This is a genomic window from Gordonia sp. CNJ-863 (assembly GCF_001942325.1).
Classification (GTDB): Bacteria; Actinomycetota; Actinomycetes; order Mycobacteriales; family Mycobacteriaceae; genus Gordonia; species Gordonia alkanivorans.
This window is the reverse complement of record NZ_MKKG01000003.1, coordinates 30277-46032: the sequence shown is the minus strand read 5'-3', so window position 1 is coordinate 46032 and position 15756 is coordinate 30277. Positions and strand designations below refer to the sequence as shown.

General features: G+C 67.7%; 13 protein-coding genes. 1 reads left to right on the top strand and 12 read right to left on the bottom strand.

All coding sequences use genetic code 11. The features are described 5' to 3' along the window. The 10 genes from BJF87_RS01610 to BJF87_RS01565 all read right to left on the bottom strand — a co-directional run bounded on the left by BJF87_RS01610 (position 1) and on the right by BJF87_RS01565 (position 10934). On the bottom strand, positions 1-936 hold the full coding sequence (locus BJF87_RS01610; protein WP_035754529.1) for an aminoglycoside phosphotransferase family protein: 936 nt from the start codon (positions 934-936) through the stop codon (positions 1-3). Further along, complete coding sequence (locus BJF87_RS01605; protein WP_035754527.1) at positions 933-1631, bottom strand: response regulator; 699 nt, start codon at positions 1629-1631, stop codon at positions 933-935. The genes BJF87_RS01610 and BJF87_RS01605 overlap by 4 nt, the downstream gene beginning before the upstream one ends. Continuing rightward, positions 1628-4123, bottom strand: a complete 2496-nt coding sequence (locus tag BJF87_RS01600; RefSeq protein ID WP_262338839.1) for a sensor histidine kinase KdpD — start codon at positions 4121-4123, stop codon at positions 1628-1630. The genes BJF87_RS01605 and BJF87_RS01600 overlap by 4 nt, the downstream gene beginning before the upstream one ends. Before the next feature lie 108 nt (positions 4124-4231). Next, on the bottom strand, positions 4232-4867 hold the full coding sequence (locus BJF87_RS01595; RefSeq protein ID WP_006359813.1) for a potassium-transporting ATPase subunit C: 636 nt from the start codon (positions 4865-4867) through the stop codon (positions 4232-4234). Positions 4868-4872: 5 nt separating this feature from the next. Continuing rightward, on the bottom strand, positions 4873-7014 hold the full coding sequence (gene kdpB / locus BJF87_RS01590; RefSeq protein WP_006359812.1) for a potassium-transporting ATPase subunit KdpB: 2142 nt from the start codon (positions 7012-7014) through the stop codon (positions 4873-4875). Then, complete coding sequence (gene kdpA, locus BJF87_RS01585; protein ID WP_006359811.1) at positions 7011-8819, bottom strand: potassium-transporting ATPase subunit KdpA; 1809 nt, start codon at positions 8817-8819, stop codon at positions 7011-7013. The genes kdpB and kdpA overlap by 4 nt, the downstream gene beginning before the upstream one ends. A 6-nt stretch (positions 8820-8825) precedes the next feature. Then, positions 8826-8924: a potassium-transporting ATPase subunit F gene (locus BJF87_RS01580; RefSeq protein ID WP_081474355.1), complete on the bottom strand. Its 99-nt coding sequence runs from the start codon at positions 8922-8924 to the stop codon at positions 8826-8828. Positions 8925-9174: 250 nt separating this feature from the next. Beyond that, positions 9175-9567, bottom strand: coding sequence for a PPOX class F420-dependent oxidoreductase (locus BJF87_RS01575; RefSeq protein WP_006359810.1), 393 nt, complete (start codon positions 9565-9567; stop codon positions 9175-9177). Then, the gene (locus BJF87_RS01570) at positions 9564-10310 is read right to left on the bottom strand and encodes a hypothetical protein (RefSeq protein ID WP_006359809.1); all 747 of its coding nucleotides are present in this window, start codon (positions 10308-10310) and stop codon (positions 9564-9566) included. The genes BJF87_RS01575 and BJF87_RS01570 overlap by 4 nt, the downstream gene beginning before the upstream one ends. Positions 10311-10340: 30 nt before the next feature. Continuing rightward, positions 10341-10934, bottom strand: a complete 594-nt coding sequence (locus tag BJF87_RS01565) for a DNA-3-methyladenine glycosylase I (RefSeq protein WP_006359808.1) — start codon at positions 10932-10934, stop codon at positions 10341-10343. A 223-nt stretch (positions 10935-11157) separates the two neighbouring features. On the opposite strand from BJF87_RS01565, the gene sigK reads away from it, so the two are divergent. Further along, positions 11158-11718: an ECF RNA polymerase sigma factor SigK gene (gene sigK, locus BJF87_RS01560; RefSeq protein WP_006359807.1), complete on the top strand. Its 561-nt coding sequence runs from the start codon at positions 11158-11160 to the stop codon at positions 11716-11718. A gap of 160 nt (positions 11719-11878) precedes the next feature. Here sigK and BJF87_RS01555 read toward each other — a convergent pair whose 3' ends face one another. Further along, positions 11879-12970, bottom strand: a complete 1092-nt coding sequence (locus BJF87_RS01555) for a GIY-YIG nuclease family protein (protein WP_006359806.1) — start codon at positions 12968-12970, stop codon at positions 11879-11881. 158 nt (positions 12971-13128) lie between these two features. Next, a complete protein-coding gene (clpB, locus tag BJF87_RS01550; protein WP_006359805.1) occupies positions 13129-15681 on the bottom strand; it encodes an ATP-dependent chaperone ClpB in 2553 nt (850 codons plus the stop codon). Positions 15682-15756 lie beyond the last annotated feature (75 nt).

Genomic DNA, 15756 nt, shown 5'->3' with positions numbered 1-15756 from the left:
TCAGTCGATGACCGCCTTGGCCACCGTGATACAGGTGGTGATCCACTCGCGATCACTTACGGTAAGGGCACGCGAGGCGTTCTCCGCATCCTCGGTCGCCCAGTGCGCGTTGAGGATCATCCGCACGATCACCCAGTCGCGCGCCCGGTCCGGGTCGAGTCCGGCGGCGTCGACGATGCTGTGGAAACGGGAGCGGATCACGTACCGCGGGTCACCCCTTCGGCGGTCGAGGAGATTCCACAGCATCGGCGCGGGCTCGTAGTGCGGGTCGCCCGACATCGGGCTCGGGTCGATCGCGAGCCAACGTCGGCCGGCGGACGGCGCCAACAGTACGTTCTCGTGGTGCAGGTCGCCGTGAACGACGACACCCACCGTCGACTCATCGGAGAGAAAGTTCCGGCCGAGTGAAAGTGCCTGTTCGACAAACCGTCTCGGCACCGGAGCGTCGCGGGACATACGGGCCAGCCCCGCCAGCCAGTGCTCCAGATGCGTGGTCAGAGGCGTCATCCGTCCGGGCGCCGGTATGTGCAGGACGCCATACAGTTCCGCGACCACGCGGCAGGCCTCGTCGTCCTCGACCGTCGTGAGGTCCGTCCGCCCCAGTCGTTCGAGGAGCAGCGCGCGCAGCCGCGGGTCGGCACGCAGCATCCGCACCGCACCGCGTCCGGCCCAGTGCTGCAGTCCGAGTGCTTCCTGGGCGCCCTCGTCGTCGCCGTCGAAGGCGACCTTCAAGACCGCACGCTGTCCGTTCCGGTCGATCACCGGGATCACCAGCGACTCGAAGCCGTGCCACAGTTCCTCCCCGTCGCGGCGGAGCTCCCAGGCGTCGAGAAGCCCCGACGCGGTTGCGGGCAGCCGGCGAAGCCAGTCCTGCCAGGCGGGCCCCAGCGTGGACTGCTCCGCCAGACCCGCAGGGATGTCGGCTGGGCCGATCATGCACGCACGAATCGGTAGCCCATCCCCGCCTCCGTGATCAGGTGGCGCGGGTGTGCCGGATCTTCCTCGAGTTTCCGTCGGAGACTCGCGAGGTAGACGCGAAGATAGTTGCTCTGCCCGAGATAGCCGGGACCCCAGACCGAGTTCAGGATGTCGCTCTGGGACACCAGCTTCCCTTCGTGGCGGACCAGCATCTCCAGGATTCCCCACTCCGTCGGAGTGAGATGGACCGGCTCCTGCTCGCGGGTCACCTGTTTCGCCGCGAGGTCGACGACGAACGCGCCGGCGTCCACCACCGGCGACTCCGCAGTCACCCCCGACGCGGCGCCCCGCCGCAGGGCTGCCCGCAACCGGGCCAGGAACTCCTCCATCCCAAAGGGTTTGGTGACGTAGTCGTCGGCACCGGAGTCCAGCGCCACCACCTTGTCCGCCGCGTCGGTCCGCGCCGAGAGCACGATGACCGGGACGGACGTCCATCCGCGCAGACCCTCGAGGACCGTCAACCCGTCGATGTCGGGAAGTCCGAGGTCCAGGACGACGACGTGCGGGTTGAACCGCGCAACAGCCGACAGGGCTGCCGCGCCGGTTGCCGCCGTGGACACCGCGAAACCGCGCGCGTTCAGATTGATCCGCAGCGCGCGCAGCAACTGGGGCTCGTCGTCGACCACGAGGACGCGACTCTTGTCGGCGTTCATCGGCTCCCCTCCTCCGATCGCGGAAGGTCAGCCACTGTGGGCAGGTCCACGACCAGGGTGGCTCCGCCACCGGGAGTGTCCCCGGCGGACAGTTCTCCTCCCATCGCCGAGATGAACCCGTGGGCCACGGACAAGCCGAGCCCCACCCCGGACGACGCCCCCGCAGTGTCGCCGCCCTGATGGAAGGCCGCGAACACCTGTTCACGGTCGGTCGTGGGCAATCCGGGCCCGTGGTCGACGACGCGAATCACGCAGCGCGGCGGGTCATCACCGGTTCCGCTGACGGTGATCTCGACCTCGGATCCGCCGTGCCGGTGGGCGTTGTCGACGAGATTCGCGAGCGCGCGTTCCAGTAGACCGGGGTCGGTGTACGCCCACGCCTGGCCGAGCTCGATGGTCAGAACGAGGTCCGGGTTGAGCCGTTGCACCTCGGCGGCGGCGCGGTGCACGACCTCGGGCAGGAACGTGTGCTGCATCTGGGGTCGCACCGCCCCTGCGGCGAGCCGAGAGGAGTCGAGCAGGTTGCCGACGAGACCCGCCAGATGGTCGACCGACTCGTCGACCGTTGCCAGCAGTTCCGCGGTGTCGTCGGGGCTGAAGGTGACGTCGTCGCTACGAAGACTGGACACCGCGGCCTTCGCCGCCGCGAGCGGTGTGCGGAGATCGTGGCCGACCGCGGACAGCAACGCGCGCCGGAGTTCATCGGTTCGGGCCAGCGCCTCGGCAGAGGCCGCCTCGACCTCCAGGGCGTGCCGCTCGACGGCACCTGCTGCCTGCCCGGCCACGGCGGCCAGCACCCGCCGGTCCCGCGCGCCGAGTCTCGGCCCGCGGAGCAGCAACTCGAACTGCCCACCCGGTACCGAACACGTCGTGTCCGCGTCATCCGGACCGTTCAGCGGGCAGTCGCCGACCCAGGCCTCCACCGTCCGAGTGGTCTTCGACGTGCGTCGGACCAGTGCGACGGCCGTCTGGTCGTAGGTCTCACGTAACCGTTCGAGCAGGCCCGGGACATCGGCGCCGCCGAGCACGACGCTGGAGAACATCGCCAGCAGTTCCGCCTCGCGGGTGGCCTCCTGCGCCTGAGCACGCCGTACCGTCGCCGAATCGACCAGGGCGGCCACGGCGATCGCGATGAGCAGCATCACCAGGATGGTGATCAGGTTGTCCGGTTGATCGATGGTGAAGGTGAACCGGGGATCGGTGAAGAAGTAGTTCAGCAGAAGGCCGGAGACCACCGCCGACAACGCCGCGGGCGCGATGCCTCCGAGCATCGACACCGCGAGCACCGACACGAAGAACAGCGCCGACTGACTGGTGAACCCGAGCCAGGGATCGAGCAACCGCAGCACACCGGTCGCCACCAGCGGTACGACCACCGCGAGGACCCAGCTCAGCGGTCGATGGAACCTGGTGTCACGGATGTCGAGCCGGTGTCGGCGGGGCGTCTCCTCGTGCGTGACCATGTGCACGTCGATGCGCCCGCTACCGCTCACGACCGTCGCCCCGACACCTTCGTCGAAGATCCGTTGCCAACGCGGTCGACGGGACGTACCCAGAACCAATTGGGTGGCATTGACCCCGCGCGCGAACACGAGCAGCGTGGCCGGGATGTCGTCACCGACCACCGTGTGGATCCGTGCGCCGAAACCGGCGGCGAGCTCTCGGAGTGCGGTGAGATCGACGCCGCGATCACTGAGCCCGTCCCCGCGGACCACGTGTACGGCCAGCAGTTCCGCGCTCGATCGCGACGCGATACGACTGGCCCGACGCAACAGGGTGGGCGACTCCGGCCCGCCGGTGATCGCCACCACGACTCGTTCGCGTGCTTCCCAGGTGTCGGTGATCGAGTGTGCCGCACGATAATCGGCGAGTTTGTCGTCGACCTGGTCGGCCAGCCACAACAGGGCCAACTCGCGCAGCGCGGTGAGGTTGCCCTGCCGGAAGTAGTTGCCCAGAGCCCCGTCGACCCGACTGTACGGGTAGACCTTGCCCGCGGACAGTCGCTGCCGTAGCGCCTGCGGGTCGATGTCGACGAGTTCGATCTGATCGGCGCCGCGAACGACGTCGTCGGGCACCGTCTCCCTCTGCACGACACCGGTGATCTGGGCGACGACGTCGTTCAGGCTGGCGAGGTGCTGGATGTTCACGGTCGAGCAGACGTCGATACCGGCGTCACGGAGTTCCTCGATATCCTGCCACCGCTTGGCATTTCGCGATCCCGGAGTGTTGGTGTGGGCGAGTTCGTCGACCAGCACCACCTGAGGATGGCGCGCCAGGACGGCGTCGAGGTCCATCTCGTCGAATGTCGCCCCCCGATACGGGAGGGCGATCCTGGGGATCACCTCCAGACCCTCGACGAGGGCCGCGGTCGCGGGCCGCCCATGCGATTCGACGACCGCGACCACCACGTCTGCACCCTCGTCCCTGAGGTTCCGGGCCTGCGCCAGCATCTCGTAGGTCTTCCCGACGCCGGGTGCGCATCCGAGGAACACCTGCAACGTGCCGCGACCTTCCGAGCGTCGGCGCGACGCCGCCTGAGGCTCGTGACCCGCGTCGTCGCCGGTCCCGCCGCTGAGGTCATCCGCCGATTCTATCGCCGGTCAACGGGTGTGACACGTGGCCGGCCCGTGACCGAGCGCCAGGTTCACCTCGAGGACGTCGACCCGCGGCTCACCGAGGAACCCCCACTGTCTGCCCTGGGTGTGGGCGGCGATCAGCGACCGTATCTCCTCCGGCGGGCGACGGTTCTCGCGTGCCAGTCGCGGCACCTGAAGTGCGGCATATGCCGGACTGATGTGGGGGTCGAGTCCCGACCCCGATCCGGTGACGGCATCGGCCGGAACCGCCTGCGGTGACACTCCTTCCCGCTCGGCGATCAGCGCACGCCGGGCCTCGACGTTGTCGAGGAGGATGACGCTGTTCGGCCCCTGATTGCTCGCCGACGATGCGGACGGATCGCCGGTGGCCATCGGCGCGCCCTCGGCACCGAGGACACGCGCGTGGAGGTACGGGTCCGGTCCGCCGGCCTCGACCTGCGGATCGACTCCGATGAGCGAGGAGCCCACCGCACACCCGGAGGCGTCGACCAGACGTGAGCCCTCCGCACTCGACGAGTCCACCCGCGAGATCGCCCACACCGCGGCGGGATAGGCGAACCCGAGGATGAGTGTCAGTCCGAGGAGCATCCCCAGTGCGGCGCCGCACTGCCGGAGGAGACCGGTCGCGATCGTGGTCATCGTGCTCACCCCATTCCCGGAACGAAACGGACGACGAGATCGATCAGCCAGATGCCGACGAAGGGTGCGACCACCCCGCCGAGCCCGTACACGATCAGGTTGCGGCCCAACAGCTTCGATGCCGACGACGGGCGGTAACGCACTCCCCGCAACGAGAGCGGGATGAGCGCGACGATGATCAGCGCATTGAAGATCACCGCGGAGACCATGGCCGACTCCGCCGAATGCAGACCCATGACGTTGAGGGCCTCGAGCTGCGGATGGACCGCGGCGAACATCGCCGGGAGGATCGCGAAGTACTTCGCGAGGTCGTTGGCGAGCGAGAAGGTGGTGAGAGCCCCGCGGGTGATGAGCAGCTGCTTGCCGATCGCGACCACCTCGATGAGCTTGGTCGGGTCGGAGTCGAGGTCGACCATGTTGCCGGCCTCCTTGGCCGCCGAGGTCCCCGTGTTCATCGCCAGCCCGACGTCGGCCTGCGCGAGCGCGGGTGCGTCGTTGGTTCCATCCCCGGTCATCGCGACGAGGCGCCCGGCCTGCTGCTCGGAACGGATGAGTGCGAGCTTCTCCTCGGGGGTGGCCTCGGCGACGAAGTCGTCGACCCCGGCCTCGGCCGCGATGGCACGGGCGGTGAGCGGGTTGTCGCCGGTGACCATGACCGTGCGGATACCCATCGAGCGCAACTGGGCGAATCGCGCGGTCATCCCCGGCTTCACGACGTCGGACAACGCGATCACTCCGAGCACGCGGGCGGGCCGGCCCGCCTCGTGCACGCCGACCAGGAGCGGTGTACCGCCGTCGGTGGAAATGCGCTCCACGTCCGCGAGGACCGCCGGTTCCACGGTTCCCGCCGACTCGGCGACCCACCGTCCGAGTGCGTCGGCAGCTCCCTTGCGGTACACGACCACCGCGTCGGCGTCGTGCAGGTCGGCCCCGTGCAGGTCGACGCCGCTCATGCGGGTCTGGGCGGTGAAGGCGACCACCTCGCGGCGCGTCGAGCCGACGGTCGGGGCCTCCGCGACCGGTTCCACCCCGTACGAGGTCCGGCACAGTTCGACGATGCTCCGTCCCTCGGGAGTGTCGTCGGCGAGACTGCACTCCGAGGCCACCCGCGCCAGTTCGTCGACGGACACGCCCGGCGCCGGGTGCAGGGCGGTGGCCCGGCGGTTGCCGTAGGTGATTGTCCCGGTCTTGTCCATCAGCAAGGTGTCGATGTCGCCGGCGGCCTCCACCGCCCGGCCGGACATCGCAAGTACGTTGCGCTGGACGAGCCGATCCATCCCCGCGATTCCGATCGAGCTGAGCAGGGCGCCGATGGTGGTCGGGATGAGGCACACCAGCAGTGCGATCAACTCGACGGGATCCGGCGACCGGCCGGCGTACTCCTGCATGGGCCCGATCGCCACCACCGCCAGCAGGAAGATGATCGTCAGGCTCGTCAACAGGATGTCGAGCGCGATCTCGTTGGGCGTCTTCTTGCGGTCCGCGCCTTCGACCAGCGCGATCATGCGGTCGACGAAGGTCTCACCCGGTGCCGTCGTGATCTTGACGACGATCCGGTCGGAGAGGACGACGGTGCCGCCGGTGACCGCGGACCGGTCTCCCCCGGATTCCCGCACGACGGGAGCCGATTCGCCGGTGATCGCCGACTCGTCGACGGTCGCGATGCCGTCGACCACATCTCCGTCGCCGGCGATGACCTCGCCCGCCTCCACGACGATGAGGTCGCCGACCCGCAGCGCACCACCGAGGACCTCGTCGAAGCCACCGTCAGCTCGTAGTCGACGGGCCACGGTGTCACGCTTGATCTTTCGCAGACTCTCGGCCTGCGCCCGCCCTCTCCCCTCGGCGACCGCCTCGGCGAGAGCGGCGAACACGACGGTGAACCACAACCAGGCCGCCACGGTCCAGGCGAACCAGGACGGACGAAGGACCGCCAGGGCGGTGGTGACGACAGCGCCGAGGAACACCACGAACATCACCGGGTTGCGGGCCTGATCGCGAGGGTTCAGCTTTCGCAGGGCCATCGGCATCGACGTCACGAGCGAGCGGACGTCGAAAGCGCCGCGGGACAACAGTTCCGGCTCGTCGCCCGCGGCAGGTTCGGCGTGGGAGGCGTCCGGGGCGGTGTCGATCAGGGGTGTGGTCACAGCAGCGCCTCCGCGATGGGTCCCAGCGCCATGGCCGGGAAGAAGGTGAGTCCGGCGACCAGCACGATGGTCGCCATGAGCAGCGTTCCGTAGAGAAGACCGTGGGTGGGCAGGGCGGAGAGAACCTCCGGTCGTGCCACCGGACGGGCCGACGCGGCCTCCAGGACGGCGCGCCCGTGACCGGGTCCCACCGGTCCGGTCGGGCGGGCACCGATGATGCCGGTGCTCTCGGCTGCGCCCTCGTCGGCCGTGCCGCGCGGACGCTGCCGGGCGAGAAGGCCCGCGAGTGCGAGCACGAGCACGATCGGCACGAACCGACCCAGCAGCATCGCCATGCCCAGAGAGGACTGGAACCAGTCACCGGTCACCGCGAGCCCACCGAAGGCACTGCCGTTGTTGTTGGCCGCCGACGCGTAGGCGTAGAGCACCTCACCGAAACCGTGGATCGCACCGGGTGTTCCCGGCTCGCCTCCGTTCCCCTGCGCCTCCGTGGTCGACGCCAGGATCACCGAGATCGCCGTGCCGGCCAGCACGAGTGCCGGCATGACGAGGACATAGAGCGCCGCCATGGTCATCTCCGGCTGTCCGATCCGCTTGCCGAGGAACGTCGGCGACCTGCCGACCAGTAGCCCGCCGACGAAGACGGTGATCACCGCCATCATCAGGATTCCGTACAGTCCCGAACCGACCCCACCGGGCGCGACCTCGCCGAGAAGCATGTTCCACAGGACCGCACCCCCGCCGGCCGCGGAGAAGCTGTCGTGCGCGGCATTGACTGCACCGGTAGAGGTCCCGGTCGTCGACACCGCGAACAGCGCCGAACCCGGAATCCCGAAGCGCACCTCTTTGCCTTCCATCATGGCGCCCGCCGCCCGAGCTGCCGACCCGGACGCATGACTCTCGAAGATCCATACGACGGTAAGCATGATCGCCCAGATCCCCGCCATCACGGCGAGAAGAGTCAGTCCCTGGCGCCGGTCTCGGACGAGGGTCCCGTAGGTCCGGGTGAGGCAGACCGGGATCACCAGCAGCGCGAAGATCTCGACCAGATTCGAGAACGGTGTGGGATTGGAGAACGGGTGCGCCGAGTTCGCCGACAACGTCCCGCCGCCGTTGGTGCCGAGTTCCTTGATCGCCTCCTGCGAAGCGAACGGACCGACCACACTGTGCACCTCCGCACCGTCGAGCGTCGTCCACGTGAATCCGCTGTGCCAGGACTGCACGACCCCCTGACTCAGCAGCAGCGTCGCCACGATGATGCTCAGCGGCAACAGAATCCGGACCACGCCGCGCACGAGATCAACCCAGAAGTTCCCGATCTCGCCGGTGGCCCCACGGTTGACGATCCCGCGGACGAGCGCGATGGCGACGGCCATCCCGACCGCCGCGGAGACGAAGTTCTGCACCGCCAGTCCTGCCATCTGGGTCAGGTTGGTCATCACGAGCTCAGGTGAGTACGACTGCCAGTTGGTGTTGGTGACGAAGGAGATCGCGGTGTTGAACGCCGTTGCCGGCGAGACGCCGGCCTTGCCGTCGGAGAACGGGAGGATTCCCTGGAGCCTCTGGACCGCGTAGAGGACCGCGAAGCAGACCGCCGAGAACCCCAGTACGGCAAGGGCATACCCCAACCAGGACTGTTGCCTACGCGGATCGACACGGGCCAGTCGATAGAGGATGCGCTCGACGCCGAGGTCTCGTTGCCCGGTGTACACACGCGCCATGTGGTCGCCCAGCGGCACGTAGACGGCGACCAGGATCACGATGAGCGCTCCGAACTGCAGGAGGCCGGCAGCAACTGTGCCCATCGTTTCTCAGAACCTCTCCGGGAACACGAGAGCCAGGAGAAGGTACACCATCGCCGCCGCCGCGAGCACGAGGAGTACGACGTTGGTCACCCCGGCCGCGGTCACGACTTGATCCGCAGATCGAGGCCGCGAACGGCAAGTACGCACAGACCGAACCCTGCGATGGCAAGCAGCAGGAACAGCACATCCGCCACGATGACTCACTCTCTGATCGCACCGATGGCCCACCGTGCGGTGGGCACACCGAAGGATCACGCGCCCCGCGGGGCACCGGAGAGTTCTTAACGCCGTTCTTACGGGCCGCCGGCAGTTCTTGACGACCCCTTGTCACCGGTCGTACTGACCGGGGGTCCCGCTATGTCGCCGTGATCGCGATCCCGATGGTGCCGCTTTCTCCACGACGCACCTTGCTGGCGAAGATCAGTACCCGCGCGAGCAGCCCGTACTTCTCGCCGAGCTTCTTGCGAACGTGTGCGGTGCCCTCGGCGTCGAGCACAACCGCGGTGCCGGCGACCGGCTCGCCGGACAGCTTCTTGCCCCGCGCATCCGTGGCCTGGACCAGGACCTTCGGATTCCGCCTGATCCGCTTGACCTTCCATGCTTCGGTTTCGGTCCACACGAGCAATCGGGCTCCGTCGAGTACCGCCCACACCGGTGTCGCGACCGGAGTGCCGTCCTTGCGATAGGTCGTCAGGTTCACGTACTTGGCGGTACCCGCCTCGCCGAACGTCGCGGCGTCAGAGGTCATGCGGCAATGCTACGGGCGAACAGCGATTGCGCATGGGTTGTCGGCCAGCCCACCGGGGTGATCTCGCCGCCGAACACGCCGGCGTCGCACAGCGTCGCCCACGCGGTCACCTGGTTGGCGGAGAGAACCGGCTTGCCGAGCTCCGCCTCCAGGTCGGCCAGGATGTCGTAGGTCCACAGGTTGGTACAGGAGACGAAGACGGCGTCGGCATCGGGATGATTCGCGGCGCGGATGAGATCCGCGGTCACGCGGTACGGGATGGTCCAGATCTCGCGATCGCGACCGAGACCGGCCTGGGCCACGACGCTCCTGCCGGACTCCGCGAGGAAGTCGCAGAGGAGTCCGGTGAGCGCGGCTGTGTACGGCGTGGCGACGGCGAGCGTCCCCACGTTCAGCATGTCCAGCGCCCGGATCAAGGCCTCTGACGTCGTGACCGCGCGCTCCGCGCCCGCGGCGAGCATGCAGTTGGAGATCTCCACCGCGCCCGCCATCCCGTAGACGAAGCTGCCCGATGCACACGCGTAACCGAACGTTCGCGGCCCGACCGACGAGACTGCCCTGACCGCTGCCGAGATCTCCGCGTGATTGTTCAGATCGCGGCACAGTTCGACGTCGACGGGAGCATCGATGTAACCGGTCCGCGTGAAGTACAGCGAGACCGAGTCCGGCATCCAGCGCCACAACTCCCGGTCGAGAGCCATGTCGAACGGGCACACCATCCCAATGCCGATCTGGGCGTTCATGCTCCGGATGATGGCACATTGTGTGATTGTCTACAATCGCTGCCGAAGTGCCGCGGCCACCTCGTCCCGAATGACGCATTCGTAGGCGTGGTCGTTGACGATCCCGGTCGCCTGCATGAGGGCGAACATCGTGGTCGGCCCCACGAAACGCCATCCGCGCTTCTTGAGGTCTTTCGACATCGCGACCGACTCGGGTGACGTCGTCATCGAGTTCGGCACGTGATCATCGGCGGGCGCATATCCCCAGAAGTACGACTCGAGCGAGCCGAACTCGTCGATGAGCTCGACGGCCCGCTGCGCGTTGTTGACCGCCGCTTCGATCTTTCCGCGATGCCGGATGATGCCCGCGTCGTCCAGCAGGCGCGTGACGTCGGCGTCGGTGTAGCGCGCGACCTTCTCCACGTCGAAGCCGGCGAAGGCCGCGCGGAAGTTCTCCCGTTTCATCAGGATCGTGCGCCAGCTGAGGCCCGACTGGAAGCCTTCGAGGCACACCCGCTCGAACAACGACGTATCGTCGGTGGTCGGGAATCCCCATTCGGTGTCGTGATAGGCGGTTTCCGGCTCGCGGCCCGCCCAGAAGCAACGCAGCCGACCGTCTGGTCCCTCTATCGTGTCTGCGGACATACGTCTCCCTTCGTGGCGAGGAGGCTACGGCACGGCTACGACAGATGGCCGCCGTTATCGTTCCGTTACCAAAGATTGCGAAAGCATCCCGTTGTGTCTCTCGATGGTCACTTCTCGCCGCTGCCCGCATAGCGTTGGTCACATCGCACCGAGAGCACTCCGGCACCGACGCCGAATCCCGCTTCGGAAGCGAGACAACACATCTGCGCCAAGGAGTTTCGTGATGCATGAATCCGACCTGAACAACCTCCTTGCCCGCGTGGCGACCGGGGACATGGACGCTTTCGCCCAGTTCTACGACGCAACCTGTGACCGGGTGTACGGCATGACACTCCGCGTGTTGCGCGATCCCGGTTACAGCGAGGAAGCGACGCAGGAGACCTTCCTGGCCGTCTGGCGCAACGCCGAGACCTACGACCCCCGCTCCGGTTCGGCACTCTCCTGGATTCTGACCCTGGCTCACCGCCGGGCCGTCGACCGCGTTCGGTCGGAGTCCGCCGCGACCCGACGCACCGTCGCCTACGGCATCGCCGACACGAGCCGAGAGATCGACGAGGTCAGTGAGTCGGTGGAGCGACGAGAGATCGCTCGCCTGATCCACACCGGCCTCGAGAGCCTCACCCCCATCCAGCGCCAGGCCATCGAACTGGCCTACTTCCACGGACTCACCTACCGCGAGGTCGCCGAGCACCTCGGGGTCGCGCTTCCCACGGTCAAGTCACGTATTCGCGACGGTCTCATCCGGCTGCGTCAGACCGTGCCGGGCTTGGCTGCCACCGGCTAGGGTTCCGCCGCCTCGCTCGCCCCCCCTTGTAAAGCACCCCTGAGAAACGCCCCTGAAACACCCCCTCCACGGGACCGCCGGCGACACAGTGTCGTCCGCGAACCTCTGGAGGGTTGTCCTCAGGGGCGTTTCTCGTCGAGGAGCCGGTCACCGGGACCGGTCACACCTGTCCGTACGGGTGCCATCCGTTGTGGTTCCACTTCCCGCCGCGACGCTCGCGCACCTCGCGCAGACTCGTACCGACGTACCGCGCCTCCAGCTCGGCATCCGGCGAGCCGGTGTAGACCCACCGTTTCGGGTCGAGGTTGCCGTCGGCATCCCGATACGCCTCCCAGTAATCGACGCGGTGCACCGCGCGGACGATGTCGTCGGCGAACACCAGGACCGGGAGATCGGGCACCGTGCGATGTGGTCCGGCCCGCCATCCACTGCGCGCCCACTCATAGATCTGCTCGGCACCGGCGTCTGGTCGGGCGGAATCGTCGACCTTCACCAGCACGCACGGCTCGGGCAGCGGAGGTGCGAGCGGCGCCGCGTGCTGCAGCACCATCTCGTCCAGTTGGATCGCGCCGCTCGACGCACTGTTCGTCAGCGGGAGTCGTGCCAGGCCGGCGAACTCGACCGTGAACTGCTGGACATACGCCGCCAACATCTCAGCGGAATCGACGACGTCGTCGCCGTGGCGGAGAATCCAGTGCTCCACGCCGAATCCGTCGGCATCGATGTCCCGGATGCGCTCCTCGGTCGCAGTCCAGACCGCCGGCGACTCGGCGTCCCCCACCACCTCCCCGGCATCCGGCGTGACACCGGCCAGCGCCGCGCGGGCGTGCTGGTGGACCCGGTTGCCGCGACCCGCACCCACGTAGAACACGGATGCATCACGCGGATCGACCAATGCGTAGATGTAGACGCCGAGTACGGACTGGACTTCGAGGGGCACGGGGTTCGGGGCGCCCGGCGCCGCGACCCCGACCGGCCGCAGGAGATCGAGGACCGCGTCGACTACAGACGGCCGCACCCCGAGACCGCCTCCGCGCAGACCGCCGATGATCACCTCGCCGGCACGCTCACGGTCGACGAACCGTCGGCCCGCGTTGGTGTCGATCGCATTCACGACGTCGACGACCTCGGCCCTCCGCGACCGCGCATCCCGTGACGCGGAACGCTCGTCCTCGGGGTCGAGCATCTCCGCGAATGCCGCCGACTCGAGGAATTCGACGAGCGCGGTGGCCGGCAACTCGACGGCGTCCATCCTGCTCATGTCCGCGATGATGCCAGGACGCGCGGGGTTGCGAGCGGTCGACTCGCCCCCACCGACGCGTCGCCACTACCAGACCGGTCCGCGCCACCCGCCGCAGACGACGAAGGGGCCCACCCCGAAGGATGGGCCCCTGGTCGTGTCACTCGTGATCAGCCGAGAACCAGTGACTCGCCGTCTGCACTGACGTTCACCGGAACGACGTCGCCGTCTCGGATGTCGCCGGAGAGCAGCTGCTTGGCGAGCTGGTCGCCGATGGACTGCTGCACCAGGCGGCGGAGCGGACGGGCACCGTACTGCGGATCGAATCCACGTGCGCCCAGCCATTCCTTGGCCTTGGGCGAGACCTCGAGGTCGAGGCGACGCTGGGCCAGCCGCTTCTTGAGCTGTCCGAGCTGGATGTCGACGATCGACACCAGCTCTTCGGGGCTCAGGGCGTCGAAGATGACCACATCGTCGAGGCGGTTGATGAACTCGGGCTTGAACGCCGAGCGCACCGCCATCATGACCTGGTCCTTGTCGCCACCGGCGCCGAGGTTCGAGGTCAGGATCAGGATGGTGTTGCGGAAGTCCACCGTCCGTCCCTGGCCGTCGGTGAGTCGACCTTCGTCGAGCACCTGCAGCAGCACGTCGAACACGTCCGGGTGGGCCTTCTCGATCTCGTCGAACAGGACCACCGTGTACGGCCGACGCCGCACCGCTTCGGTCAGCTGGCCACCGGCCTCGTACCCGACGTAGCCGGGTGGAGCACCGACGAGCCTTGCGACGCTGTGCTTCTCGCCATACTCGCTCATGTCGATACGGACCATCGCCCGCTCGTCGTCGAACAAGAACTCGGCGAGCGCCTTGGCCAGCTCGGTCTTGCCGACGCCGGTCGGGCCGAGGAACATGAACGAACCCAGCGGCCGGTTCGGGTCGGCGACACCGGCTCGGGCACGACGCACCGCGTCGGAGACGGCCTCGACCGCAGCCTTCTGCCCGATGACGCGCCTACCCAGCTCGTCCTCCATGCGCAGCAGCTTGGCGGTCTCACCTTCGAGCATGCGTCCGGCCGGGATTCCGGTCCACGCCGACACGACCTGCGCCACGTCGTCGGGTCCGACCTCCTCCTGCAACATCACGTCCTGACCGGGATCGGTACCGGTCTTCTCCAGCGCGGCCTCGAGTTCCTTCTCGAGACCCGGGATTCGGCCGTACCGGAGCTCGGCGGCGCGTCCGAGGTCACCGTCGCGCTCGGCGCGTTCGGCTTCTCCTCGGAGACGATCCAGCTCTTCCTTGAGGTCGCGGACCGCGTCGATGGCCGTCTTCTCCGACTGCCACCGTGCGGACAGCTCGTTGAGCTTCTCCTTCTGATCGGCCAGTTCGGCGCGCAACTTCTCGAGCCGTTCCTTCGACGCCGCGTCGGTTTCCTTCTGCAGCGCAACCTCTTCGACCTCGAGCCGGCGGACGATGCGCTCGACCTCGTCGATCTCGACGGGGCGCGAGTCGATCTCCATGCGCAGCCGCGACGCCGCCTCGTCGACGAGGTCGATGGCCTTGTCGGGCAGGAAGCGCGAGGTGATGTAACGATCGGAAAGCGTTGCGGCGGCGACCAATGCGGAGTCGGTGATGCGCACACCGTGGTGCAACTCGTACCGGTCCTTGAGGCCGCGCAGGATGCCGATGGCGTCCTCGACCGACGGTTCGCCGACGTACACCTGCTGGAAGCGACGCTCGAGCGCGGCGTCCTTCTCGATGTACTTGCGGTATTCCTCGAGGGTCGTGGCACCGACCAGCCGCAGCTCACCGCGGGCGAGCATCGGCTTGATCATGTTGCCGGCATCCATCGCGGAATCGCCTGTCGCACCGGCTCCGACGATGGTGTGCAGCTCATCGATGAAGGTGATGATCTGGCCGTCGGAGTTCTTGATCTCGTCGAGCACGGCCTTCAGCCGCTCCTCGAACTCACCGCGATACTTCGCGCCGGCGACCATCGAACCCATGTCGAGCGAGATGACGGTCTTGTTCCGCAGCGATTCGGGCACGTCACCGGCGACGACACGCTGGGCGAGGCCCTCGACGATCGCGGTCTTGCCGACACCGGGCTCACCGATGAGGACCGGGTTGTTCTTGGTCCGTCGGCTCAGCACCTGCACGACGCGACGGATCTCGGTGTCACGTCCGATGACCGGGTCGAGTTTGCCCTCGCGGGCGGCTGCCGTCAGGTCGGTCGAGTACTTCTCGAGTGCCTGGTACGTCGACTCCGGGTCCTCGCTCGTGACACGCCTGCTCCCGCGGACTGCGACGAACGCATCGCGCAGGGCCTGCGGGGTTGCTCCGGCGTTGTGCAGCAACTTGGCGACATCGGAGTCACCGGTCGCCAGACCGACGACGATGTGCTCGGTCGAGACGTACTCGTCGCCGAGCTCACCGGCCAGTTGCTGAGCTGCGCTGACCGCCGCGATCGATTCGCGGGAGAGCTGGGGGGTGGCACTGGCCTGGGCCACCGTCGGCATGCGGTCGACCAGCATCTGGGCCTGCGCACGAATGTTCGACGGGTCAACGCCCACTGCCTTGAGCAGCGGCGACGCGATGCCGTCGGACTGATCGAGCAACGCCACCAGGATGTGGGCCGGTCGCACGTCGGGGTTGCCAGCACTGGCCGCCGCCTGCACAGCAGCGCTCAATGCCTGCTGTGTCTTCGTGGTGGGGGTGAAGCTGTCCACTCGCGTGCACCTTTCTCTTTAGTCCAACAGGCTCAAGTATGAGCCATACGGAGGATGCAACGCCAACAAAGTTGA